23 protein-coding genes and 1 pseudogene are annotated in these 24,905 nt (G+C 68.3%); 15 read left to right on the forward strand and 9 right to left on the reverse strand.

The features are described from left to right. Positions 1–49 precede the first annotated feature (49 nt). The 3 genes from AC16DP_RS23600 to AC16DP_RS23610 form a co-directional block, all read right to left on the reverse strand. Entirely contained in the window at positions 50–1,345 is a 1,296-nt protein-coding gene (locus AC16DP_RS23600) for a M20/M25/M40 family metallo-hydrolase (protein ID WP_329726606.1), read from the reverse strand. 117 nt (positions 1,346–1,462) lie between these two features. After that, the gene (locus AC16DP_RS23605; protein ID WP_329726605.1) at positions 1,463–4,741 is read right to left on the reverse strand and encodes a galactose-binding domain-containing protein; all 3,279 of its coding nucleotides are present in this window, start codon (positions 4,739–4,741) and stop codon (positions 1,463–1,465) included. A gap of 166 nt (positions 4,742–4,907) precedes the next feature. Further along, positions 4,908–5,933, reverse strand: coding sequence for an aldo/keto reductase (locus AC16DP_RS23610; RefSeq protein ID WP_329726604.1), 1,026 nt, complete (start codon positions 5,931–5,933; stop codon positions 4,908–4,910). A gap of 116 nt (positions 5,934–6,049) precedes the next feature. On the opposite strand from AC16DP_RS23610, the gene AC16DP_RS23615 reads away from it, so the two are divergent. From AC16DP_RS23615 to AC16DP_RS23625, 3 genes are all read left to right on the forward strand, one after another. Beyond that, positions 6,050–7,084: a hypothetical protein gene (locus AC16DP_RS23615; protein ID WP_329726603.1), complete on the forward strand. Its 1,035-nt coding sequence runs from the start codon at positions 6,050–6,052 to the stop codon at positions 7,082–7,084. A 123-nt stretch (positions 7,085–7,207) separates the two neighbouring features. Beyond that, a complete protein-coding gene (locus tag AC16DP_RS23620; RefSeq protein WP_329726602.1) occupies positions 7,208–7,819 on the forward strand; it encodes an aldo-keto reductase family protein in 612 nt (203 codons plus the stop codon). A 120-nt stretch (positions 7,820–7,939) separates the two neighbouring features. After that, the gene (locus AC16DP_RS23625) at positions 7,940–8,563 is read left to right on the forward strand and encodes a glutathione S-transferase family protein (RefSeq protein ID WP_329726601.1); all 624 of its coding nucleotides are present in this window, start codon (positions 7,940–7,942) and stop codon (positions 8,561–8,563) included. An 8-nt stretch (positions 8,564–8,571) separates the two neighbouring features. Here AC16DP_RS23625 and trhA read toward each other — a convergent pair whose 3' ends face one another. After that, on the reverse strand, positions 8,572–9,231 hold the full coding sequence (trhA, locus tag AC16DP_RS23630) for a PAQR family membrane homeostasis protein TrhA (protein WP_329726600.1): 660 nt from the start codon (positions 9,229–9,231) through the stop codon (positions 8,572–8,574). Further along, positions 9,228–10,043: a fatty acid desaturase gene (locus AC16DP_RS23635; RefSeq protein ID WP_329726599.1), complete on the reverse strand. Its 816-nt coding sequence runs from the start codon at positions 10,041–10,043 to the stop codon at positions 9,228–9,230. Before AC16DP_RS23635 ends, trhA begins: the two co-directional genes overlap by 4 nt. Positions 10,044–10,126: 83 nt before the next feature. Between AC16DP_RS23635 and AC16DP_RS23640 the strand changes: the two genes are divergently transcribed. The 7 genes from AC16DP_RS23640 (at position 10,127) to AC16DP_RS23670 (ending at position 14,893) form a co-directional block, all read left to right on the forward strand. Further along, positions 10,127–10,765, forward strand: coding sequence for a TetR/AcrR family transcriptional regulator (locus AC16DP_RS23640; protein ID WP_329726598.1), 639 nt, complete (start codon positions 10,127–10,129; stop codon positions 10,763–10,765). Positions 10,766–11,049: 284 nt separating this feature from the next. Then, positions 11,050–11,643: a transposase gene (locus AC16DP_RS23645; protein WP_414640677.1), complete on the forward strand. Its 594-nt coding sequence runs from the start codon at positions 11,050–11,052 to the stop codon at positions 11,641–11,643. Between the two features lie 118 nt (positions 11,644–11,761). Further along, complete coding sequence (locus AC16DP_RS23650) at positions 11,762–13,198, forward strand: ice-binding family protein (protein ID WP_483956861.1); 1,437 nt, start codon at positions 11,762–11,764, stop codon at positions 13,196–13,198. Between the two features lie 140 nt (positions 13,199–13,338). After that, positions 13,339–13,608 (forward strand): helix-turn-helix domain-containing protein, encoded by a 270-nt coding sequence (locus tag AC16DP_RS23655; RefSeq protein ID WP_329726596.1) that lies wholly within the window; start codon positions 13,339–13,341, stop codon positions 13,606–13,608. A 200-nt stretch (positions 13,609–13,808) separates the two neighbouring features. Beyond that, positions 13,809–14,054 carry a hypothetical protein gene (locus tag AC16DP_RS23660; RefSeq protein ID WP_329726595.1) on the forward strand — a complete coding sequence of 82 codons (246 nt, stop codon included), beginning with the start codon at positions 13,809–13,811 and terminating at the stop codon, positions 14,052–14,054. After that, positions 14,055–14,423 carry a transposase gene (locus tag AC16DP_RS23665; protein WP_329726594.1) on the forward strand — a complete coding sequence of 123 codons (369 nt, stop codon included), beginning with the start codon at positions 14,055–14,057 and terminating at the stop codon, positions 14,421–14,423. Between the two features lie 176 nt (positions 14,424–14,599). Next, positions 14,600–14,893 carry a Kelch repeat-containing protein gene (locus AC16DP_RS23670; protein WP_329726593.1) on the forward strand — a complete coding sequence of 98 codons (294 nt, stop codon included), beginning with the start codon at positions 14,600–14,602 and terminating at the stop codon, positions 14,891–14,893. Between the two features lie 548 nt (positions 14,894–15,441). On the opposite strand, the gene AC16DP_RS23675 is transcribed toward AC16DP_RS23670, so the two are convergent. Continuing rightward, positions 15,442–17,727, reverse strand: a complete 2,286-nt coding sequence (locus tag AC16DP_RS23675; protein WP_329726592.1) for a glutamine amidotransferase — start codon at positions 17,725–17,727, stop codon at positions 15,442–15,444. A 21-nt stretch (positions 17,728–17,748) separates the two neighbouring features. Further along, entirely contained in the window at positions 17,749–18,507 is a 759-nt protein-coding gene (locus tag AC16DP_RS23680; protein WP_329726591.1) for a DUF4159 domain-containing protein, read from the reverse strand. 56 nt (positions 18,508–18,563) lie between these two features. Between AC16DP_RS23680 and AC16DP_RS23685 the strand changes: the two genes are divergently transcribed. The 5 genes and pseudogenes from AC16DP_RS23685 to amrB all read left to right on the forward strand — a co-directional run bounded on the left by AC16DP_RS23685 (position 18,564) and on the right by amrB (position 22,922). Beyond that, the gene (locus AC16DP_RS23685) at positions 18,564–18,824 is read left to right on the forward strand and encodes a molecular chaperone DnaJ (RefSeq protein WP_329726590.1); all 261 of its coding nucleotides are present in this window, start codon (positions 18,564–18,566) and stop codon (positions 18,822–18,824) included. 9 nt (positions 18,825–18,833) lie between these two features. After that, the gene (locus AC16DP_RS23690) at positions 18,834–19,550 is read left to right on the forward strand and encodes a hypothetical protein (protein ID WP_329726589.1); all 717 of its coding nucleotides are present in this window, start codon (positions 18,834–18,836) and stop codon (positions 19,548–19,550) included. 83 nt (positions 19,551–19,633) lie between these two features. Further along, positions 19,634–20,479: pseudogene (locus AC16DP_RS23695) on the forward strand (DUF6250 domain-containing protein); the annotation flags it as partial. Positions 20,480–20,535: 56 nt separating this feature from the next. Further along, positions 20,536–22,098, forward strand: coding sequence for a beta-ketoacyl synthase N-terminal-like domain-containing protein (locus AC16DP_RS23700; protein ID WP_329726587.1), 1,563 nt, complete (start codon positions 20,536–20,538; stop codon positions 22,096–22,098). A gap of 29 nt (positions 22,099–22,127) precedes the next feature. Next, positions 22,128–22,922 carry an AmmeMemoRadiSam system protein B gene (gene amrB / locus AC16DP_RS23705; RefSeq protein WP_329726586.1) on the forward strand — a complete coding sequence of 265 codons (795 nt, stop codon included), beginning with the start codon at positions 22,128–22,130 and terminating at the stop codon, positions 22,920–22,922. A gap of 22 nt (positions 22,923–22,944) precedes the next feature. Here the strand turns inward: amrB and AC16DP_RS23710 are convergent, their stop codons facing one another. Then, positions 22,945–23,877, reverse strand: coding sequence for a DUF2381 family protein (locus tag AC16DP_RS23710; RefSeq protein ID WP_329726585.1), 933 nt, complete (start codon positions 23,875–23,877; stop codon positions 22,945–22,947). A gap of 106 nt (positions 23,878–23,983) precedes the next feature. Next, positions 23,984–24,905, reverse strand: a 922-nt coding sequence (locus AC16DP_RS23715; RefSeq protein ID WP_483956862.1) for a serine/threonine-protein kinase, incomplete at its 5' end; no start/stop codon positions are given.

Here is a 24,905-nt window from a genome sequence, read left to right on the forward strand (position 1 = left end):
GTTCCGAGTCATCGAGCCGCATGCGCCCTACCCTACCAGCCGCACCGCCTCACAACCTCACGAGCAGCTCGCGAAGGATGGAGAAGCCCTGCCGGAAGTCCTCCAGCCGGGCCTGCTCGTTGGGCGCGTGGTAGTACGCCATCTCCCCGAAGCCGGTGATCTGCACGTCACAGCCCTGACGCTGCAGGTCCCTCACCAGCGGCAGTGAGCCGGTGAGGGAGAACGGAGTGGGCGCCACGCCACGCACCGCCTGCATCGCTTCCTTCAGGGCCTGGAGGCCCGGCGAGTCCAACCGGCAGGCGATGCCTTCCATCCCGCCGCCCTGGAAACGGAACTCGAGCGAGCCGCGCTTCCCCGCCGCCGTGCGGGTGCGCGGGAAGCCGGGGATGACCTCGTCGCGCTCGATGCGGGCATCCAGCTCGCGCACGAAGTTCATCACCGCCTCGCGCACCTCCTCGAGGTCGTAGAAGGGCGTGAGGCGCAGGTCACCGCGCAGCGTGACGTCCGCGGGAATCTTCGTCTCCTTGGTGTTGGAGCCCTCCACCACGGTGGCCTTGAGGCTGGACGAGGACAGGAAGCCGTACCTCTTCTCGTCCTCGGTGGGAGGGAAACGCGCGTGGAACCAGCGGGCCAGCTCCAGCGACGCGGCCATGCCCAGCTCCAGCGCGTTGACGCAGTTCTGCGGCATCCCCGAGTGCCCGCCCACGCCCGTCACCTTCAGCTCCCACTGCGAGATGCCACCGGTGCCCAGCGTGGGGCCGAAGTTGGCGCTGTCCAGCCAGTACACCGGCTGGCCCGCCAGGTCCTTCAACCGCCCCTGCTCGGCCACGTAGCCCAGGCCCAGGCCCGGCAGATCCGAGGACTCCTCGTTGGAGATGAGCACCACCTTGAGGGTCCGGCGCGGGCGCACGCCACGCTCGGCGAGCTGCGCCAGCAGGTCCGTCAGCACCGCCACGTGGCCCAGGCAGTCGGTGACACCCCGCCCGTAGAGGACGCCCCCGGGCCCCTCCCACAGCGCGAAGGGGTTGCGCTCCCAGCCCTCCCCCTTCTCGTCCGCGGGGACGACGTCGAAGTGCGCACCCACGAAGCCGAGCGCTCCCTCGCCCGTGCCCTTCACGGTGAGCACCAGACTGGGCCGCGCCTCCTTGCCCGGAGCCGCCAGGGACTCGGCCTGGATGAAGCCACTCTGGAGGTGCGGCGCCAATGTCTCCAACACCACCTGCGCGGCGAGCCGCTCCTCGGGCACCAGCCCCGCGCCCGGATTGTTCTGCAGCCTCGGCGTCAGGGCGATGAGACGCCGGAGCACTTCCAGGAAGCGGTCTTCACGGAGCGAGAGCGAATGCATGGGCGCGGATTGGACCCCATGCCTCCGGCGAAGTCATCCCGGATCGGCCGCGAGGACCGCGGGGCCTCGTGAACCCACCTCCGGAGATGGCCTCCGGAGGTGTCACGGCATGTCACGTCAGCGGAGCGAGGACTCGAGCGTGGTGGCCCTCTCCTCCACCGCCGGCGCGAAGGCGGGGCTGAACTGGCCATTGAGGCAGGGCGTCATGTTCGCCGCGCGGTTGAGGCCATCCGGCACCAGGTAGTCCACGACGAGGAAGCGGTGCTCGAAACCATCGTTCGAGCGATCCGTCACCTCGTAGTAGTAGGGCCGCACCTGGTAGTTGCACTGGGAGGGCCAGAGCACCACCTGCCCATTGATGGTGGACGGGAAGCCGCCCACACCGCCACCCAGCTCCAGGCTGTTGGTCCAGGAGAGGGTCCGCGACTCGCTCCGCGTCACGCCCGAGGCGAACTCGTACGCGACTCCGAGGTGGACCTTCTTGATGGCGCCGATGCTGGCCTCCATGGAGATACCGACGCGCGCGGTGTTGGACTTCGCGTCCGCGCTCGTCTGGGTATTGGTGCGCTCGTCGATCAACGACCAGGAGGCGATGCCACCCCCGGGGCCGATGGTCTTGCCACCCAGCACGTTGTCGTTGGCTCCATTCCACAGCAGGTTGCCCCGGACGGACACCCACTGGGCGGTGGCGGTGAGCTTGTTGTAGATCAGCGCCTCGAACTTGCCATCGTTCTTCACCAGGTCCTGCACGGCCATGGGGTAGCTGTCCGGCTCGACGTGGTTGGCGCCGAAGATCTGCACCTCGGCCAGCGAGAGGATACCGACTCCCGCCAGCTGCACCCGCACGTAGCGGCCCGTGACGGGCGCGCCCTGCTGCAGTGTCAGCACCGTGCCCACTTCACCGACCACGTCCGCGTAGGAGAAGACGCGCACCCGGGAGTCGTTCTTGAGCACGTTGGGATCATTGGAGATGGTGCGGAAGTCCGTGTCCGAGACGAAGACGTAGAAGTTCTGCAGCCGCTCCCGGCAGGGACCCTCGTCGCAGTAATCGCTCTTGCTGCGGTTCCACACCCGGACCTTGCCCACCTGCTGCGAGGAGCCGAGATCGATCTGCCACCAGGGCGTGTTCTCCCGGTACGTCTGGGTCATCGAGCCGCGGCTGAAGACCCCATCGAGGTTGCCATCGGCGGCCCTGGAGGCGACACCTCCCCAGTCGGTGCTCGACTGCACCGCGCTGCCCCCTCGGAAGAGCGCCAGGTTGCTCCAGTCGCGCACGACCGGCGCCCACTGAGAGGTATTGGCGTTGTTGAGCGGGCTGTACTGGACGTCCCAGGTATTGAGCACCGGCGACTCCTCGCTGATGCTCTGGAGCTCGCAGAAGCGCGCCCAGGCGTCGATGGGCGTCGTGCCCTGACGGACCTGGTAGGAGTAGCAGTTGTAGGTGTGATTCTCGACGACCGCGAAGTCATCGGAGTTGGTCCAGCCCGTGGTGATGCTCCGGCTCTCGGCCTTGCCCGTGGTGCGCGTCTGCGAGGCGGACCACTCATAGCCACCGGTGACCTTGACGGCCACCTCGAAGGCCTCCGCATCCACCCCGCCACCGATGTAGCCAGAAACCGAGTGCGAGGAGGTCGTGGTCACCGAGCTCTCGTTCGACTCGCCGTACCGGCTGGACTCACCAATGGAGCCGCTCTTGAGCTGCCAGTTGATGTTCTTCCAGAAGGGCGGCACGAAGATGGCCGAGGAGATCTGCGGCTCGACGACCGTCTGGCACCGCAGCGTCGAGCCCGTCACCGGCTCGTAGTGTCCGCGCAGCGAGTCGTCCGTCCAGTCGCCGAGCGCCACCGAGATACCGCTCGCGGACGTCAACGTCGTGTCCCGCCGGGAGCTGAGCAACTGCAGGCCCGCGCCGGGGGTCTGCTGGTCCTCGAGCCGGACGAGCTGCAAGGCATTCCCGCTGTCCCTGAAGCCGGCGACGAGGTCCTGCATCCCATCCTTGTCCAGGTCTCCCACCGCCAGCGAGAGGGAGTCGAGCGAGGTGCGGGAGTCCGCCGGGGAGTAGAGGTGGTTCTGGGGGATGAGGGTGCTGTACTCCGCGTTCAGCGTCAGCGCGTTGAAGCCGGTGCCAATGTTGATGACGGTGGGCCCCCCGGTGATGCTGGACTCGAAGCCGTGGAAGGCCAGGGCGATCTCTCCCAGCCCGTCCCGGTCGGTATCCCCGATGGCCAGCCCCAGGTTGCGGAAGCGGAACTGGCGATCCCAGGAGGACAGCGGGTTGAGCGTCGTCTTGCTGGGGCCCAGCTTGAAGGTCCGCAGCTGCAGCTGCGTGGCCATGGTGACATCCGGATCACGGACTCCGAAGCCCACCACGAGCTCATCCTTGAAGTCGCCATCGATGTTGCCCACGGCGACCTTCAGCTCCGACGTCTCCGTGCCCAGCAACCCGATGCTCGTCGTGGCGAGCTCCCGGTAGTGGACCGCCTGGGAGTTGGGCAGCGTGTAGCCGGACTCGAACTTCAGCACGACGAGCTGCACCATCGACAGCCCATCCAGGAACGCCAGAACGATCTCATCATCGAAGCCGTCGCCGTCGAGGTCTCCCGTCGCCATGTCCAGGTAGCGCACGCCCACACGTCCCGCCGCGGTGCTGCGGCGCCAGTAGCCCTGGGCACTCCCGTTCGCATGGTTGATGGTGCCCGTGGCACTGCCATCGAACATGAACACCTGGAGCATGTTGTCGGAGTCGATGAACCCCCAGACGAGCTCGTCATCCGCGTTGCTGGAGCGATCCAGGTTTCCAGCGGCGCTCGCCGTCGCGCGGTAGTTGTTGAGATTGGACCCGTACCAGTAGGACACCGAGGGAGAGCCCGTCCCCGGGTTGGTGACGGTCATGAACTGGGTACCATTGCTGGCGTCCTTGAACGAGTGCACCAGCTCCGAGCGCCCATCTCCGTTCAGGTCCGCCGCCACCGTGCGATGCAGGGAGGTGCTGTTGCGCCCGCTCTCGGCGTTGGAGAACGTCCAGAGGCGGTCCAACGTCTCGGCGCCGGCAGCACCCCCACGCTCCTGGGAGAAGGTGAAGGGATGGCCCTGGGACGCGCGGAAGCCCACGTAGACCTCATGCTCGCCGCCCACCAGCAGGCGCCGGCCAAAGGGGCTCACCGCGCAATCCAGCAGACCGTTCGTCAGCGTTCCCGGCGCGGGCGTGCTCACCTCGGCCGGGAGCGGATCCACCCGGATCTCCTCCGACGACGGCCGCGATGCCTCCGAGCCACAGGCCGGCAATACGCCGAGCGCCAGCGCCGGAAGCGCCCACTCGAGGAAGACCCGCCGGTGGGCACGTGGCCGCAAGGGATGGAGATGGGATGAACGGGCTGTGTTGGACGAATCACTCATCAGAAGCTCCTTCCACGGACTAAGCGGGCAGAACCGCTAGTCGCGAAATCCATGTCAGACGAGCAAGACTCCGTCCAGGCATCCTTGGCCGGGGGAAAAGCCTCCCCGGCCTCATTTGTTGGGTTCTGAACATTCTCACCGAGAGAGAATGTCGTCGTCGAGGTGATTACCAGCGGCCCTGGACGCGCTGCAGGAAGTCGTACGGGTAGCCCAGCTCCAGGGAGCTGGCCTCCTCCAGCCGCTTGAACTGGGCATCGTCCAGCTTCAGCTCGGAGGCCTTCAGGTTGTCCTCGAGCTGCTCCACGGTGCGCGCGCCGAAGATGACGGAGGTGACGGCGCGCTTGCGCAGCAGCCACGCCAGGGCCACCTGCGAGGGCGAGGCGTACAGCTCGGCGGCCACCGCGTCCACCGCCTCGAGGATGCGCCAGTTGCGCGGCGTGTCGAAGCCGGCCAGCCGGTCCTTCCACTTCGACAGACGCGAGGAGTCCGGCGGGGGCTGGCCCTTGCGGTACTTGCCCGACAGGAAGCCGCCGGCCAGGGGCGACCACGGGAGGATGCCCAGGCCGAACTGCTCACACACGGAGACGTGCTCGCGCTCCAGCTCGCGCACCACCAGGCTGTACTGGGCCTGCAGCGCCACGAAGCGCGAGAGGTGTTGCGTCTTGCTGGTCCACAGGCTGTCCACCAGCCGGTATGCGGCGTAATTGCTGGCACCGATGTAGAGCACCTTGCCCTGGCGCACCAGGTCCTCCAGCGCCCGGAGCGTCTCCTCCTCGGGCGTGTCGATGTCCTGCATGTGCACCTGGTACAGGTCGATGCGGTCGGTCTGCAACCGGCGCAGGCTGCCCTCCACGGCCGCGCGAATCTGATAGCGCGAGGCCCCCGTGTCATTGGGCCCCTTGCCCATGCGGAAGCGGAACTTGGTGGCCACCACCACCTCGTCGCGCCGCCGGGTGCGGTTGAACCAGTTGCCCAGCACGCGCTCGGAGAGCCCTTCGTTGCCGTAGACGTTGGCCGTGTCCCAGAAGTTGATGCCTGCCTCGAGCGCCCGGTCCATGATGGCGAAGGACGTCTTCTCGTCCGCCGAGATGCCGTGCATCATCGAGCCCTCCGTCGGCTCGCCGAACGTCATCGTTCCCAGGCACAGGTTGGACACCTTCAGGCCGCTGTGGCCCAGCTTGCGGTATTCCATGACTTCCCTCCTGCGGCGGCAGGCGCCGCGAGGCTCCCGGCCTAACCTTTTTTTCATGCCGCCCGCAACCAGGCGCTTCCTCCCGGGTTGGAGGCTCCACCAAGGAGGAATCACGCATGAAGCGGACGTGGAAGACGGGCCTCATCCTGGCGAGCGGGTGGCTGACGCCGGGTCTCATCGGCTGTGGCCCTGGGAGTGACGGCCTCGACGCCCTCGCCGGCGCGGACACCGGCACCTCGCGTGCGGCCCTGACGGTGTACGAGCAGGCCGCGGTGGACACGGCCAACGGCTCCCCGGACTGCACGACGCTCGGGGACTTCTACTGGGAGCTGGGCAACGGGACGGCGAAGCTCTTCGGCCTCTCCCGGGGCAGCACCGTGACGGAGACGACGGTGATGCCGCTCGCCTCCGCGAGCAAGTGGCTCTACGCGAGCGCCTATCTGCAATCCAAGGGCTACGCGAACCTCAGCGCGGACGAGAAGAAACGGCTCAACTTCACCAGCGGCTATCTCGAGAGCGGCGACATCGCCTGTGGAGACACGGGGACGAGCGTCTCCGCGTGCTACGGCCCGAGCTACAAGAACGTCTCGTACCGCGCCCTCCGGGACGGCCAGTTCTTCTACGACGGGGGGCACATGCAGAAGCTCGCCCTGGATGACATCGGGGCGAGGCTGGGCACGGGCATCGCCAGCGTCCCCGACTGGCTCAATGCCCAGCTGGGCACCAGCCTGCCGCGGGCCGCGGGCTCCGTCGCCGTGGCCGGTGGATTCTGGGGCAGCGCGGCGCAGTACCGCGTCTTCCTTCAGAACCTGCTCAACAACCAGTATGCGATGTCCGTGCGGCTGAACGCCGACGCCGTGCCCGCGTACACCGGTGGCCCCGGTGTGGCCTACACGCCGTGGACGCTGGGCCAGGCGTATTACGGGCTCGGGCACTGGCTGGAGCGCGAGTCCGTGAACGGCGTCTGGAGTGTGACGGGCCACTCCTCGCCGGGAGCGTTCGGGTTCTACCCGTGGGTGGATGCCGGGAAGAGCCAGTACATGATCCTGGCCCGCGCCCGCGCCAATGGCCCCGGAGGCGAAAGCGGGCTGTCGCTCCTGTGCGCGCAGGACATCCGCAAGGCCTACGCGACGGGGGTTCCGCAACTGTGAGTCACGCCCGGCAGGTGGCCAGCCTGCCGGGCGAACCCGCTTCCCAAACACGCCCCGCGTCCCCAGCGTGTCCCATTGGACCCGTGGGGGACATGTATGGCCGACGTGGAGAGGCGCGGAGAGATGCCGTATCGGACCCTGGGCCGCACCGGGGAGAAGGTGTCGGCCATTGGCATCGGGGGCTGGCACATCGGACTGCCCAAGGTGGACGAGAAGCTGGGCATCCGCATCGTGCGCGAGGCCATCGATCGCGGCATCCACCTGTACATGCTGGAGGTGGCCCGGGAGAACGGCTTCACGTTCGACGCGGTGCAGATGCCGTTGAACCTGATGGACGCGCACTTCCGCAGCTTCTCGAAGCTCGTCCTGCCCGAGCTCGTGAAGGACGGCATCGGCGTGCTCGCGATGAAGACGCTCGCCAATGGCTCCATCCTCCAATCGAAGACGGTGTCGGCCATCGAGTGCCTGCACTACGCGCTGCACCTGCCCACCTCGGTGGTCATCACGGGCGTGGACAGCATGGCCATCCTCGACCAGGCCTTCGAGGCGGCACGTACCTTCAAGCCCTTCTCGGACGCGGAGCTGCAAGCCCTGCTGGCCCGGACGCGCGAGGCCGCCGCCCGGGGCCAGTACGAGCCCTTCAAGACCTCGTCCATCTACGACGGCACCGCGGTCAACCCGAAGTGGCTGGGCGAGGAGCCGCCGGAACTGCAGGCGTTGATGATGCAGGATTAGAACAGACTGCCAGTTGGAGTCGCAGTCCCATCCGCCGGACCCCCAAGCCCAAGCCTTGACGATCCACTCGACGTCACGAATCGGGATAGGGTCGCGCCCCCAACCCCAAGGGAGAGACTCATGTCCGACGAGCTCGTTTTCTACACCCACCCGATGTCGCGTGGCCGGATCGTCCGCTGGATGCTCGAGGAGATCGGCCAGCCGTACCGGACCAAGCTGCTCGAGTTCGGCACGACGATGAAGGCGCCCGCCTATCTGGCCATCAACCCGATGGGCAAGGTCCCGGCGATCCGCCACGGCGACACCGTGGTCACCGAGGCGGCGGCCATCTGCGCTTATCTCGCGGACATCTTCCCGCAGGCGGGCCTGGCCCCCGCGCCGGGCAGCCGCGAGCGCGGCCCCTACTACCGCTGGCTGTTCTTCGGCGCGGGCCCCATCGAGTCGGCGGTCTCCAACAAGGCCCTGGGCTTCCAGGTTCCGCCCGAGCGGACCGGAACGGTGGGCTACGGCAGCCTCGACTCGGTCCTCAACACGCTCGAGGGCGCGCTGTCGAAGAGCGATTACCTCACCGGTGACCGCTTCACCGCCGCGGACCTCTATGTCGGCGCGCAGATTGGCTGGGGCATGCAGTTCGGCAGCATCGACAAGCGCCCGGTCTTCGAGCGCTACGCCGCGCGCATCAACAGCCGCCCCGCCGCCATCCGCGCCCGCGAGATCGACGACGCCCTGCTGAAGAAGAAGTAGGCGGGCCCTCAGGCGGGAGCGGAGCGGACCAGCAGGAGCACCGCGATGAAGTGGAGCACCGCGCCGACGATGGTCAGTGCGTGGAACACCTCGTGGTAGCCGAACACCCCGGGCCGGGGGTTCGGTCGCTTCGAGGCGTACGCGAGCGCTCCCGCCGTGTAGGCCACTCCGCCCGCGAGGATGAGCGCGAGCTGCGTCACGCCGAGCGAGCGGTACGCCTCGCCCATGTAGGGCACCAGCGTCCAGCCCACCCCGACGGCGAGCGCCGCCGTGATGACTTTCGGCGCATCCACCCAGAACAGCGACTGCAGCACGCCCAGCAGCGCACCGGCCCAGATGGCACGCAGCAGGCTGTTGCCCGAGGCCTCCGGCAGGCCAATGAGGGCCACGGGCGTATAGGTGCCCGCGATGAGGATGAAGATGGACGCGTGGTCCATTCGCCGCATCCACGCCCGCGCCGGCACGGACCAGGTCACCCGGTGGTACGTCGCGCTCACCGTGAACAGGGTGACGAGGCTGAGGGCGAACACCGCCGCCGCCGTGGCGGCCCGTGCGCCAGGCGCCATGGAGATGAGCACGAGCCCCGCCCCCAGCGCCACGGCGGCCGCGAACTGGTGCAGCACGCCCCGCATCCGGGGCTTCTCGCTCACGGCCTCCGCGACACTCATGACTGGGCCTCGGCCTCGAGTTGATCCACCATCACCGGCACGGGCTGGGCCGCCGCCTCGCTCCGCGCGCGTGGGATGAGATAAGCACGGTTGATACGGGCCAGGCCCAGCTTCTCGAGCATCACGCACGCACCATAGCCCAGGTCCACCTCGTGGCGGCGGTATGAGAAGGATGCCGAGCCCGGGTAGGCATGGTGGTTGTTCTGGAAGCCCTCGCCGAAGATGAGCCACGCGGCGAAGTGGTTGTTGCGCGAGTTGTCGGACGTCTCGAAGTTGCGCGGCCCCATCGCGTGGCCGAGCGAGTTCACGAGGCCGCCCTGCACGGGGTGACTCATCATCCCGAGGAAGTAGGACGCCCCCAGCAGCCAGCCCACCCCGAGCGCCAGCCCGAGCCCCACCCCGGCGTGCACCACATAGGGGAGGTACCAGCGGTTCGTGCGGTTGAGCACGTTGAGCGGGAAGTCGAGGTCCTTCGTGTACCGGGTGTAGGCCGGATCATTCTTCAGCAACCCCACGATGACGCGCTCGTAGCTGCGCAGCTGCTCCAGGGCGATGCCGAGGATGCCCACGTTGACGGGCGAGTGGGGATCCAGGGGCGTGTCGGAGTGCTCGTGGTGCAGGCGGTGCATGACCACCCACGCCTTCGGGTCGAGGCCCGTCAACCAGTTGCCCCCGTGGATGACCCACTGGCGCAGGACGGGGTGCAGACGCACCGCCTTGTGCGCCAACCCCCGGTGGTAACCCACTGTAATCGTGAGGATGTTCAGCAAATACGCGATGGCGAAGACAGCGATGCAAGCGGCGAGGTACACGAGGACTCTCTCTCTCTCACGGCGGGTTACCGCCGAGTAACTTACGATTCAGTAACCTACCCGAGCGTAGGTTCGAGGTCAACATGGCCAGGAAACAACGCCTGTCGGGCGCGGAGCGCCGGGTGCAGTTGATGGAGGTAGGGAGGGAGGTCTTCGCCTCGCACGGCTACGCGGCGACGTCCATCGAGGAGATTGCTCAGAAGGCGGGGGTGTCCAAGCCCATCGTCTACGAGCACTTCGGAGCGAAGGAGGGCCTGTACGCGGCCATCGTGGACCGGGAGATGGACAACCTGGTGGCGCGCGTATCGGAGCGCATCGCGAAGGGCACCCCGCGCGAGCGCTTCGAGGCGGCGGTGATGGCCTTCCTGACGTACGCGAAGGAGGAGCCGGCGGGCTTCGCCGTGCTCACGCGCGACTCACCGAACGACGAGGCCCGGCGAGGGCTGACGCGCGTCATCGACGACCTGGCGCAGCGCGTGGGGGACATCTTCCAGAGCGAGTTCGAGCGCGCGGGCTACACGCCGAAGGTGGCGCCCATCTACGCCAACGCGCTCGTGGGGATGGTCACGCAGGTGGGGCAGTGGTGGGCGGCGGAGGGCCGCTCGTTCTCCATCGACCACGTGGCGCGCCACGTGGCCGCGCTCGGCTGGATGGGGCTGCGCCACCTGCCGAAGGACCCGGTCTCCCCCGCTGCCAGGAGTGGAACGAAGCGGCGGGGCTGAGCAGACCAGGAGAGAGTCAGTCCTCCAGCGATTCACAGACCTCGGAGAATCGAGACAGACGTGCGTGGCCGGCGAGATACATACCGTCGTCCTGGGTCCATGGACCCTGGAAGATCCGCCCACTCCAGAAGCCCACCGCGTCGTTGATGCGCTCGTACTCGCTCGTGAAGACATCCGAGCCCCAGGAGAGGGTGAACTCCAGTGTGTTCTTCGAAGGTATCTGGACATCGATGATGCGCTAGAAGCGTCATGCGGAGGGGAAGAACGAGAGCCTGGCACGGGGCATGGACTACGTGCAGCCCAAGCGGGCCTCGGAGCACCTGGACAAGTGGTGTCAATGGGCCAGCCACTCCAGGCTCGCCCCCTTCGCGAAGCTGGCGAAGACAGTCAAGCGGCACGAGGACGGCATCCTCGGCCAGCAGGGCAGCGGAGCCAGGCGCTCTGTCATGCACAGCCGCGGCTTTCTGGCCCCCCAGCTCGTGCCCCTGTCTCATTCATGCCTCGAGCTCTGGCGGGGACTCGAGTCCCATGGCCATCGCCCGGCTCCGCACGCCCTTGAACCCCAGTCCTCCCCATGCGCACGGCCTCTGGTCCTCGGCCCTGCCCACTCGACGTACCGAAGACCCGAGCATTCTGGGCGAGGGTTGCCTTTCCTCGCCTCGTCTTCCTCGAGCTCCTGCCGTCACGTCCACCACGGGCATGGGCATATCCTGCACAAAGCGCACCCTGTGGCCCTGGACAATCCCATCCTGCTGTGCCTGGGCGGCTGCCTCGCCGCGGCCGACGCCAATTTCTGGCATGCCAGCTCAAGGCCATTCGCACCGGGGCCGTTTGACATTGTCCCAGAGAGGCCTATGTTACAAGACGCAACCGCCTGACGAGTGATAACGTTGGCGGCGTGTACCAAAGACATATCGCTCATTCCTGGGCGTGGATGCTCTTCGGTTCCTCGAATCAATCTCTCGCACAATCCAGCATCTTCCCCGGAGTACCTTCTTGGTCACTCAGCGTAACAGCGCTTTGCGTATTGCCTTGGCCCTCACCTTCTCCGCCATTTTCGTCACCTCCCCCCTGGCCGCCTGCGGGGGGACGGACGACACCGGCGACGTGCCCACGGTGAGCTCGTCGAACCCCATGGATGGAGCCAGCGGCGTGCCCCTCAATGCGAAGGTCTCCGTGGTCTTCAGCAGGGCGATGGATCCGCTCTCGCTCACCACGTCGACCTTCGTGGTGAAGCAGGGCTCCACGCCGGTCTCTGGCACCGTGGCCGCGGGGGCAGACGGGACGACGGCGATCTTCACCCCCACCAGCAGCCTGGCGGGCAACACGGTCTTCACGGGGGTCATCACGGCCAAGGCCAGGACTCCCGCGGGCCAGGCCCTGGCGAAAGATCACACCTGGAGCTTCACCACGGGAGCCACCGCTGACACGGCCCCGCCCGAGATCAGCGCGACCAACCCTTCCAACAATGGAACTGGTGTCGCCATCAACGCGAAGATCACCGCGACGTTCAGCAAGGCGATGGACCCCCTCACCCTCAAGACGTCTACCTTCACCGTGAAGCAGGGCACCACGCTGGTCCCGGGCACCGTGGCCTACGGGACCACGGGCACGACGGCGATCTTCACCCCCACGAGCAACCTGGCCGGCAACATGGCCTTCACCGCCGAGCTCTCCACCGGCGTCCTGGATCTGGAAGGCAACCCTCTGGCCCGTGCGTTCTCCTGGAGTTTCACGACTGGCACGACCGAGTCGAGGGGGCCGGCGCCCGTGGGCCTTGGGATGGCCGGTAATTATGTGGTGCTCGCCAAGACCGCCATCTCGACCGTTCCGCCCTCCGCCGTGACGGGAAATATCGCGGTCAGCCCCGCGGCTGCGACCTTCATCACGGGCTTCTCGCTGGTCGCCGATGCGACGAATGTCTTCTCCACCTCGTCTCAGTTGGTCGGCAAGGCCTACGCCGCCAACTATGCCGTGCCGACTCCTTCCAACCTCACCACGGCCATCAGCAACATGGAGAGCGCGTACAGCGACGCCGCCGGACGGCCCACGCCTGACTTCCTCGAGCTCGGCACCGGCAACATCGGTGGGATGACCCTCGCCCCGGGGCTCTACAAGTGGACGAGCACGGTGACAATCCCAGTGGATGTCGTCATCTCGGGCGGCGCGAACGATGTCTGGATCTTCCAGACGACGGGAGACCTCACGATGGACGCGGGGAAGAAGGTCACCCTGAGCGGCGGCGCGCAGGCCCGGAACATCTTCTGGCAGGTCGCCGGCAAGACGACCTTCGGAGCAAACTCCCACTTCGAGGGGATCGTCTTGTCCAAGACGGACATCACGCTCCAGACGGGTGCGACGATGAACGGCCGGGCGTTGGCGCAGACCCAGGTGGCGCTCCAGCAAGCGACCGTCACCCAACCCGCTCCGTGAGCCCTGGGCGCTAGTGGAGTGTCCGACTAGTTTTTCAACATAGTCGAGACCACAGGGTAGGTTGGGTGGAGGAAGAGACCGGATAAGTTGGGTGGATGAGGAGACGACCGCCGCATCTGCTCCACCTCTCGCCTGGGGAAGTGGCCTACCTCAAGACGCTGGTGGAGGACGGACGTACCGAGCAGCGTGTCGCGCGCCGAGCGCGCGTGCTGCTGGCCATGACCGACCCGGACACCGTCGTGTCGGAGCTGGCCGACAGACTGGAACTGGAGCGCACCACCATTTGGAACTTGTGCCGTCGCTACGAAGCGTACGGTGTCGATGTGGTGCTGGATGCACCCCGCTCCGGCCATCCGCGGGAGCATTCCCCCCCTACAGCGAGTGGAAGTGGAGCAGTTGGCATGTTGTGAGCCGGCGGGCGTCGGCTTGGAGATGACGCACTGGTCCACCCGGAGCCTGGCCCTGGCGGCACGTCAGCGGGGCATTGCGCCCACCATCTCCCACTCCACGGTGGCGCTCATCCTGCACGACGCTGACTTGCGACCGCACCACACGCGTTACTGGAAGACACCCACCCTGGACGACACCTTTCGTCACAAGGCGGCCCCAGGTGCTGTGGTGCTACGAGCAGGCGCAGCAGTTGGCCCAGAAGGGCGAAGTGGTGTTGTGCGTGGACGAGAAGCCCAACATCCAGGTGCTGCACGGCGACCAGCCCGTGCGGTCCATGCAGCCCGGCCGCATCGAGCTCCGGGAGTTCGAGTACAAGCGGCACGGGACGGTGAACCTCCTGGCCAAACTGGTAGTGCACTCCTGCCGTATGCGCAGCTGGGACCTGGAGAGAAACAACGGGGACTGATTGCGAGCCGTACTGCCGCAGTTGCTTGGGGACCATCGCCACGCCAGGCGCATTCACCTCATCTGGGACAACGGCTCCAGTCACACCGCCAGGCAGACGCACGACTTCCTTCGCACCCACTACCCGCACGTCCGGGTGCTTTTCACTCCAGCCCATGCCTCCTGGCTCAATCAGGCGGAGTTGCTGCTTCGCGCCTTCACCGAGCGCTACCTGCAACGAGGGGACTGGGCCAGCCGTGACGAGCTCATTGAGCACCTCGACGCCTGCTGGCCCGAGTACAACCGCCTCTACGCCCACCCCTTCTCCTGGTCCTGGACTCGCGCCAAGATGCACTCGTGGGTGGACCGGCACCTGTCCTCACTATGTTGAAAAACTAGTCGGACACTCCACTAGACCCGGTCCTCATCGAATGCCACGCCGCGCCCCTCGAAGACGCGGAAGAACTCCCGGGGGGCGCGTTTCTTGCGCAGACAGCGCGTGGCGTCGCGCATGTAGCAGAGCGACAAACCGCGCCGTCGGTACCCCTCGCGGCTCGGGCCCGAGCGGTGCCAGAGTTGGTTGTGGAGCAACACCACCTCGCCCGCCTGGACCGGCAGGGGGACGGCACCACGGCCCTGGACACCGGCCATGTCCTCGTTGCCGGTGGGTACAACGCCTCCGCGGAGGTCCATGACCCCGAGACCGGTATCTGGCGCGGCGCCGGCGCGGCCCCCCATGCCTATCGCGAGGCCAGCGCCACCCGCTTGCTCGACGGTCGGGTGCTGGTGACGGGCGGCACCGACTCGGTAGGAGCGCGCCTGAGCTCCGCGGAGGTGTTCGACGTGGCCAGCGGAACCTGACGGTTCCGTGAAGCTGGAGGCAAGGGCGGAGACGGGGGACTTGCTGGACGTGAGCCTGCGCGAGGGCAACGTGCACAGCGCCAGCGGGGCGCTAGAGTTCATCTCGGGGTTGCTCGAGCGGGTGGAGAAGGAAGTATGCGAGGTGGCGGCGGTGCGCATGGACGCGGGCTCGCCCGAGGAGAAGCCGGCGCGCTACGGCCCAAGTCCAACTACCAGGGCCATCCGCCCGTGCGGCGCTCGGTTTCAATCGATGCCTTCGCCCACAACGAGGTGCGCCTGTGGTGCTGCTCATGGGCCAGGAGTCGGCCAGTCTCTGGCGCAAGCCGAGGAACCAGCTTGGCTCGCTGAGTACGGCCCACATCACCTGACCTCGACAGCGATTGCCGCTCATCCGTCGAGTCGTTCGCCGCACCCTTTCCAACCACTTCTGCTTGCTACCCGCGGCCCCGGGAGGGCCGGCGTCTGTTCCATGCCCGAAGTCGCGCACAGGAGCCCCTGGCTCCTGCTCTCGTGCAGGCATTGGGCCAGTCGTCATGAATATGGTGGGTTCACACGTACCCGAAGCGGCGGCGCAGGAACCACTCGGTGCCCAGCAGCCCCACCAGCGCCACCAGGTAGTACCAGCGATCCCACAGCGGACGATCCTTCGCCCGGCCCACTTCCACCACCGGCGGATCCAACAGCGGCACGTCGTCCGGCAACCCATCCATCGGCAGCCGGAACGCCTTGCCTCCCGTGTACTTCGCGATCTGCTCCATCAACTCCGGCCGCACCGACGCGTCCGACAGCTCCGGGCCCACCGCTCGCACCGCCACCGCGTCCTCGCCCTTCCCCAGGTCCGTCTCGCCCTTCTTCGCCGTGGCCACCAGCTTGTACGGCCCCGGGGCCGGCGGCGCGAACTCCAGCCGCACCACCCCATCCGGACCCGTCTGCCCCGTCTGCACCGCCACCGGCTTCTGCGTGTCCACCGACACCAGTTCCACCCGTACCTGCGCGTCCTGCGCCGGCTGGTAGTCCGCCGTCCTCGAGGACACCACCACCCCCACCGCCTTGCCCGGCTCCACCGAGGGCGGATCCGCCGTCACGTTCAGCGTCGTCAGGTCCGGATCCCTCACCAGCCACCGCAACGCATTGCTCCAGAACCGGTCATACGCCCGGCTCGGCGCTCCTCCCTTGTGCGCCGTGAACGCCCAGTACCAGCTCGCATCCGTCGCCACCACCATCGACCGGCCCCGCCCGTAATCCCACACAGACACCAGCGGCGCGTTCTTCCCGTCCACCGTCATGAACGGATGGTCCATCAGCACCGTCGCCCCTTGCTTCGCCCGCGTCTGGTTCGCTCCCGGAATCGCCGGCAGCTCCGCCCACACCGCCTCCGTGCTCGCCCCTCCCGACGCCATCGCCGTCACCGGGTGTCGCATTCCCTCCGGCGTCAGCCTCGCCTTGAAGGGCTCCACGTTCGCCGGGCCCGCTCCCTCCACCGGCAGCGTCTCGTACAGCGTGGGCATGTTCGCGCGGCCCTCGCCCAGCACGCTGTCTCCGCCAATCATCACCAGCGCACCACCGTTGTGCACGTAGCGCTCCAGGTTGCGCTCGTACTGGGCGATCGACAGCGACGTGTCCGTGTAGCCAAAGTTCTGGAAGATGACGACGTCGAACGTGTCCAGCTTCGTGTCGAAGATCTCCTCCATCGGGAAGGGAATCAGCGACAGCTCGCGCTCCTGGCTCACCACGCCCGGGTCGTCCGACATCGTCCGCAAGATGTAGAAGGACACCAGGTCCACGTTCGCGTCCTGCCGCAACAGCCCGCGCAGGAAGCGCTCGTCCCACGACGGCCTCCCCACCACCAGCAGCACGCGCACCCGGTCCCGAATCACCTTCAGCACGAACGAGCGCGTGTTGTTGTCCCCCACCGCCTCGTCCGGGAACACCGGCATGCTCACCGTGTACACGAAGCGCCCCGTCTGATCCGGCGTGAACGTGAAGCCCACCGGCTTCACGTCATCCGAGGACTCGAAGCGCACCGACTTGCTCGCCACCACCTTGCCTTCCTGCTTCAGCACCACCGGCACGTCCTGCCCCGAGAAACCCCGGCCGTGCACCTCCACCTCCACCGTGATGGAGTTGCGCACGAAGGCGAAGTCGTCCACCTTCACCCGCTCCACCGCCAGGTCCTTCAGCGCCTCGCGCCCCACCAGGAAGGTGGACACCGGCACGTTCAGGTCCGCCAGCGCCGCTCGCGCCCGGCCCACCGCTCCACCCGCCAGTTCCACGTTGTCCGCGCCGTCGCTCACCAGCAGCACGCCGCCCAGCTTCTTCGTCCCCTGCGCCCCCGCTCCCACCGAGCGCAGCGCCGACAACAGGTCCGACGTCCCCGCTCGCGCCGGCTCCTTCGCCAGCGCCTCGGCCGACGTGGGCGACAGCTCCGGATCGAAACCGTACACCTCCACCGTGTACCGGTCCTGCAGCCCCGCCAGCCCCGGCGCCGCCTTCTCCAGGAAGGCCGCCGCCTGCGCCGAGCGCGTCACCCCTCCCGGCTCCACCGGGAAGTTCATCGACGCCGAGCGGTCCACCAGCACCGCCAGCCGGTTCTTCATCCGCGCCACCTGCAGGTTGCGGATGCCGGGCTCCAGCAGGAAGAAGAGCGCCGCCAGGCCCGCGCCCGCGCGCAGCGCCCACAGGGACCAACGCCGCAGCCGCGCCGGCTCGCGCCGCACGCCCCACGCCGCCAGCCCCACTCCGAGCGCCAGCCCCACGCCCATCAGCACCAGTGCCCACACGGGCAGCGGCGAGAGGCTGACGAGCTTCCAGGCATTGAAAGGCGTGGTGTCCATGAATGAGTCGGGGGCCTCGTGTCAGCGGCGCTTGTTGAGGATGAGCGGCAGGTGGACGGCGTCGTCCTTGTAGTCCAGGCAGAGGGCGTACATGCAGAGGTTCACCCCCAACCGCACCGCCAGCTCGCGTTGGGGCTCGCCGCCCGGGGAGACGTCGAATTCGTAGTCTCCCGCCTCGCTGCGGTTCCACGCCCCGGCCAGGTCGTTCTGCGAGTACATCACCGCCGCCCGCTTGCCGAGGTTGGCCGCCAGCAACTGTGGCTTGTTGAGCAACCGGCCCGGCGCCGAGTCCAGCAGGAAGAAGCTCTTGAAGACCACGTGGGTGGAGGGCACCGGGGTGAGCGGGCTCTGCGGCAGCACCCGCGCCATCTCGCGGCGGAAGCTGGCGTCGAAGCCCTCCCCGTCGCTGCCGTCATTGGCGTCCGCCAGGAGGAAGCCGCCAAACGTCAGGTAGCGCCGCAGGTTCTCCACCTCCGCGTCGCTGAAGGGCGGAAACGCCCCGTCCCCTCCCAGGTACAGGAAGGGGTAGTCGAAGAGCTCCGGGCTGGAGAGGGCGAAGGGCCGGGCGTCCGGCAACACCTCCACCGAGGTGCGCCGCTGCAGCTCCCAGGTGATTCGTCGGAGCCCCGACAATCTCGTATCCCACCGGCCACCATGGCGGGCCACGGCGGGGATGAAGCGGCTCTTCTCTCCGAAGGCGAGCGCACGTCCGGACAGCAGCGGGACGAGCGCCGCGCTCCCGAGCAGGAGGGTTCGACGGCTGAGGGGGCGCACGGGCATAGGGGTTTCTATATACCGTCGACGCGCCCTTGCATTCCCCGCTATAGAGGTTCCCCATGGCGAAAGGCGGACAGACGCTGAAGGATCCTGCCTCCCCCCGGATGCAGGCGGCGTGGAAGCTCAAGGACTCGGGGGACGTGGTCGCCGCCCGGCGGGAAGCCGAGCGCATCCTGGCGGACAACCCCACCCCGGAGGACAAGGCGCAGGCCGAGGAGCTGTTGCGCCGCTCCTCCACGGCCCCCGCCCTCTACGGCTTCGCCATCCTGGCCGCCGTCCTCCTCGTGCTGCTCGTGGTGCTCGCCGCCACGCGCTACTAGGACACCGTCGTGGACTCGTACCTCGAAGCCCTCAAGGCCTACCAGACGTTCAACCCCGCCGGCTGGGTGGCCATCTACCGGTTGCTGCCCATGTGGGCCGGCATCGTGTGCTGTGTGGTGGGCCTCGCGATGCTGCTCTTCGGCGGCGGCCGCGTGTTCCGCGTCGTCGCCGGGCCCCTGGGCGCCCTCATCGGCCTCACCTGGACGGGCGTGCTGCTCGCCAGGTTCCACATGGCCGCGGACCCGCGCATGCCCACCGCCACCGCCGCGGTCCTCTCCGTGCTGGGCTTCCTCTTCCCGCCCGCCATCATCTACCTCGGCGTGGGCATCCCCATTGGCCTGCTGGGCGGGCAGATCGCCGGTCCCGGTGACTTCCTCATCGGCTTCGCGCCCGGCCTCATCCTCGGGGGCCTCGTGGCCGCGGTGCTGCACCGCCAGGTGGCCGCCATCATCGCCTCGCTGCTCGGCGGCTGGCTGCTCGTGCTCGGCGCCATGGCGGCCCTGCACCAGTTCGGCGGGCTCGTCAGCGCCATGGCCAGCCAGCCCTGGGGCCTCATCATCGCCGCGGGCCTCTTCGCCATCGCCGGCAGCGTCTATCAGATCGCCGTGCGCCCCTCGCCCGAGGAGGAGGAGCGCCAGCACGCCGAGCGTCAGCGGTTGAAGATGCGGCAGGCCGAGCTCAAGGCCACCGAGAAGCGCTGGAGCGCCCCCCGGGGCGGCAAGTAACCGGGGCGGAACCGGCCTTTACCTCCACCGGGGCCGCGCATACAGTCCGCGCCCCCTCCACCCCCCCGGGACGAGCGACACCCATGGGCCAGGCCACACGCAAGGCGAAGAACCTCGAGAACCGGGAGCCCAAGGCCCCCGAGGCGGAGGGCCCTCCGGCCGCGGACACCGAGGCCACCATCGCCTGGAAGAAGCCCGAGGGCCTGTCCGGCAAGGGGTGGGCGGTGCTCGCCGCCGTCATCCTCGCCATCCAGTTCCCGCTCATCCACTACGCCCTCTTCCGCGGCGAGCCCGCCACCACCGCCACCGTCCCCTACAGCCAGGACTTCTCGGACCCGTCCGTGGTGCAGCGCGACTTCTTCTCCACCGGCGGCCACTGGCGCGTGGTGAACGGGCAGCTGCTGTCACCGGGCGTGAAGAACAACCCGCTCTGGCTCCAGGCGAAGCTGCCCCGGGACGTGGCCGTCGAGTTCGACGTGCGCTCCCAGTCCCCCGAGGGCGACATCAAGGTGGAGATCTTCGGCGACGGCTCGGACCATGCCTCCGGATACATCCTCATTCACGGCGGGTGGAACAACTCGCTGTCCATCATCGCGCGGCTGGACGAGCACGGCGCGCCCCTGAGCTCGCTCCAGCAGCAGGCCCGGCAGGTGGCCGAGCGCAATGGGGGCCAGGGCTCGGGGCTGGTGGAGACGGGCGTGTTCCGCCAGGACACGCACATGCGGGTGGAGGCCCGGCCCTATCCGGTGGAGATCGGCCGCACCTATCACTGGCGTATCGAGCGCAGGGGCTCGCTGCTACGCTGGTCCATCGACGGGAAGCCCTTCATGGAGTTCGATGACCCGCTGCCGCTCGAGGGCAAGGGTCACGACCGTTTCGGGTTCTCCAGCTGGGAGGCCCAGCTCTTCTTCGACAACCTGAGAATCGAGCCGCTGTAGGCGGTGGCTCGAAGGTTGGCGGCGAACCAGGAATCAGAGGTCAAAACGTGCGCAGAGTCGGAATCTTCGGCTGGGGAGTGGTTGCCCCCAAGTCCAGGAACATCGAGGCCTTCGAGAAGAACCTCGCGTCGTCGGAGAGCTGGCTGTCTCCCTTCAACGGCTTCGGTCCGGACAACTTCCTCGTCGGCAACCCGGACTTCGACTTCGCGGAGTACAAGCCGTGGATCGACTCCCGCTTCCCCGCCACGCGCTATGCCCAGCTCGAGAAGAAGATGGGCATGCCGACGAAGATGGCCATTGGCGCCTTCATCCAGGCGCTGGGCCAGAATCCCGGCCTGGAGCAGGAGCTGCAGGCGTTGGGGGCCCGCTCCCACGTCTACGTGGGCACCGGTCTGGGAGATCTGCCGACCATCCACGACATCACCCTGAACCTGCACCGCGCCCAGCGGCGGTGGGACCGTTTCTGGGCCTCGCCCGAGCGCAACAGCGTCCTGCGCCGCTGGCTGGAGACGCGCGAGCCCCTGCCGGGCCTGCCGCCCGAGCCCTCCACGGTGGACGAGGCGGACCGGGACGAGGCCGAGGAGAAGTGGTGGCACTTCTGGGCCGGCCAGTCCCCCGAGCTGCGCGAGTACCTCGCCGAGCAGAAGGAGATTGAGGGCCTGGGCGTGCAGGGCGGCAACGTGGAGGCCGCCAAGCTGGCCGTCATCAAGGAGAAGCGGACGCGCAACCAGCGCCTGCAGAAGAAGTGGGGCGCCCCCGAGCCGCCGTGGAACGCGGTGCCGTCCGAGATTCTCTGGAACATCCACAACACGCCCGCGTCGCAGATTTCCATGATGGGGAAGCTCACCGGCATGACGTTCGCGCCGGTGGCGGCGTGCTCGTCGTTCGGCTACGGGCTGAAGCTGGCGCTGGACGCCATCAACTGCGGCGATGCGAAGGCCGTGGTGATGGGGATGACGGATCCTCCGCCGCACCCGCTCACGGTGGGTGGCTTCTACAACGCGCGCGTGGTGAGCGCGGACGGCGCGGTGTCCAAGCCGCTGACGCAGCTGCGCGGCACGCACGTGGCCGGTGGCTCGGTGGTGTGGATCCTCGGGGACCTGGAGCACTTCACGGCCAAGGGCTTCAAGCCGCTGGGCATGGAGCCCCTCACCGTGGGCGTGACGGCGGACGCGGACCACATCATCACGCCCTCGAAGGAGGGCCCCACCGTGGCCATCCACGAGGCGCTGCGCAAGGCGGGCGTGGATCCGTCCGAGATTGGGAGCTGGGACCTGCACGCCACCGCCACCCCGGGTGACTACCTGGAGATGGAGACGCTGCGCGCGGTGCTGCCCGAGACGGTGCTGGTGACGGCGCGCAAGGGCACCTTCGGCCACGGCATGAGCGCCGGTGGCGGCTGGGAGCTGACGGCCCAGTACCTCGGCTACGCGCGGGGCCAGGTGTTCCCCACGCCGCTGTCCGAGGAGGAGCTCAACAAGGAGATCGGCCGCGTGCACCCCCGCTACGTCTTCGACAAGGCGGTGGCCGCGCCCCAGGGCTGCGCTGGCAAGCTCTCCATGGGCGTGGGCGGCATCAACGCCTGCGTCATCTCGCGCCCCTGGCGCTGAGCGCCGGGCGGCCCTACCCGTAAGGGGTCATGGCCGCTCGTGTTCGCGCTCCCGCGGTGGCGGGCTCGTTCTATCCCGCCGCCGCCACCCTCCTCGCCAGTCAGGTGGACCAGTGGCTGGAGCAGGCGTCCGCCTGTCCGCCTCCGGCCCCCGTGGCGCTCATCGTCCCCCACGCTGGCTACATCTACTCGGGCCCGGTGGCCGCGAGCGCCTATGCCTGCCTGCGCGCGCTGAAGGGCCGGGTGAAGCACGTGCTGCTGCTCGGGCCCTGCCACTTCGTCCTGCTGAACGGGCTGGCGCACCCGGACGCCGAGGCCCTCCGCACGCCGCTCGGGGACGTGCCCGTCGATGACGCCCTGCTCACGCGGGCCGAGGCCACGCGGCACGTCTCCGCCTCCGACCTCGCCCATCGCAAGGAGCACTCGCTCGAGGTGCAGCTCCCCTTCCTCCAGCGCGTGCTGGGAGACTTCGACGTGCTGCCGCTCGTGGTGGGCTCCGCGCCTCCCGAGGAGGTGGCCGAGGTGCTCGACACGCTCTGGACGCCGGACGTGCTGCCCATCATCAGCTCCGACCTGTCGCACTACCTGCCCTACGAGCTCGCCCGGCGGGTGGATCGCGAGACGGCCGATCACATCCTCCAGCTCGAGGGGCCGCTCGAGGACGATCGCGCCTGCGGCGCGGCGGCCATCAACGGACTGCTGCTCGTGGCGAAGCGCCGGGGCCTGAGCGCCGAGTTGCTGGATCTGCGCAGCTCGGGGGACACCGCCGGCGACAAGAGCGAGGTCGTCGGCTACGGCGCGTTCGCCTTCTACCCGCGGGCCTGAGTTGGAGCGCGCACCGGCGGAGCTACGGGAACGTCATACCGTCGAAGAACTCGCCCCCGCCGCTCGCCTCCTGGCCCCACAGCTTCAGGGTGAAGGCGCCGCGCGCCGCCTCCTCCGTCATCTCCACCTCCATCCCGACGCGGCCTGACTTCCCCGGGGCAATGGGCTCTTGCTGCCACACGCCGAGCACCTTCCACTCCACGCCCCCGGGCCCCACCAGCACCGCACCCGCCAGCATCCAGGGCATGCTCCCGGTGTTCTTCAAGTTCAGCTCCACGGACAGCCGCACCACCTCGCGCCCGCCTTCCTCGCGCGTGGTGGCGGAGCGGTAGCTGCGTGCCCTGCTGCTGGTGAGCGTGTTGCCCGGACGCGAGGTGACGCTCCAGGTGATGTTCTTATCGGTGATGCCACCCTCACCCAGCAGTTTCTGAGCAATCAGGCCCAGCAGCCCCACTTGCCCACTGCACCGCGCCTCCAGTCGCGCCTTGTCCTCCTGGCACTGTCGCGCTTCCGCCCGTGCTTGCTGCTCGCCCTCGCCGCGGGAGGCGGGCGGGCGTGTCACCTCCACCTGCCGCGTAGCCTCGGAAGGGTGCACCACCAGCACGAAGCGGGCGCTGGCCGGAGTCATGCCGTCCTGGAAGAAGACCGCCATGGGCACGCGCTCTGCCTGCGTGAGCGCCCGCGTGGGCACGAGCGTCAGCCCCGTTTCCCCCTCCATCACTCGGAAACGCTCCCGCCCGGCGAGTTCCACGCGCCCCAGTTTCGCGTCGAAGAGGAAGCTGGTGGAGAGCCCCGGGTGGATGCACACCGCGTGCGCCTCACCGTGCGTGTCTTCCGTCAGCTCCAGATGGCTCGTCCCCGTCACACAGCCATGTGGAATCGGCAGTGCGGATGCGTCCAGGGGAGCAGCGAGCAACACGAGTCGTAACAGAGCAGCGGAGGACAGCACGGGCATGGACGGGGGTCTCCCGAGGACGTGGACAGGACCGCAGGAGTGGGGCTCTACCATACCTCCTGCCCGGTCGTGTCCGGCCCACGGCCGTCCCGCTTCCCGGATGCCCCTACTTGAAGCGGTCCACCACCCGCACCACCGCAACGGGGTCCACCATCATCTTGCCCGGCGGGCTGCCGGGCCACAGCGCGAGGCCGACCTTGTCGTCCGTGTCCAGCAACTCCAGGCACACCGGGTAGGTTACTCCCAGCGGCGTGCGCGCCTCGGTGAAGCGGCCGTACACCCGCCCCTCCTTGACGTAGAGCCGCCCGGAGACCCGGGTGTTGTCCGGCAGCGCGAAGCGTCCTCCGTAGCCATGGCGATCGGCTCCCGCATCCCAGTCGGCGAACAAGTAGACAGGAGTGTCTTCGTCCACGCGCACGGACCTGCCGCGTACGTCGCTCCACTGCACGTCATGCGTTTCTCCCAGGCGGAAGCCGAGCGTGCCTTTCATGGTCTCCAGGGACCCGGCGGGGCAGGCCTGGGGAGGCGGCGCGGGGCGCTCGGAGGGCACCTGCTGCGCGGCCCCCATGCAGGCCTGCAAGGCGGCGCCGGTGAGGCCCAGACACGCGTTGCGCAAGGCGGCGCCCCGGCGCTTGGGGGCGGCTTCGAGCTGGGAGCCGGGGGTTGTCTGCGGCGGCTGCTTCACGGGAGCACTGTCCTTTCGGGGCGCCTGCGGCGGGGCGGCGGCCGGGGGAGGAGGCGCCTCGGGCAGAGGCGCGGCCACGGCCCGCACAGGTTCCGGCGCTGGCCTCCCCGGCGCCACTTCCTGGCTGGAGCCGAGCCACCACGCCCCCAGCACCACGGCCAACCCCACGCCCACCGCCGCCAACAGCCGGCCCCAGCGCACCCAGGGCTTCACCGGCCGCCGCCGCTCCGGGTGCAGCACCTGCTTCCAGTCCACGTCCGTGCGGGCCCTCAACTCCTCCAGCGCCGCGTGCAGTGCCACCGCGCCCGGGTAGCGCGCCTCGGGCGTCTTGGCCAGCAGCCGC

It is taken from the genome of Archangium sp. (assembly GCF_057119385.1).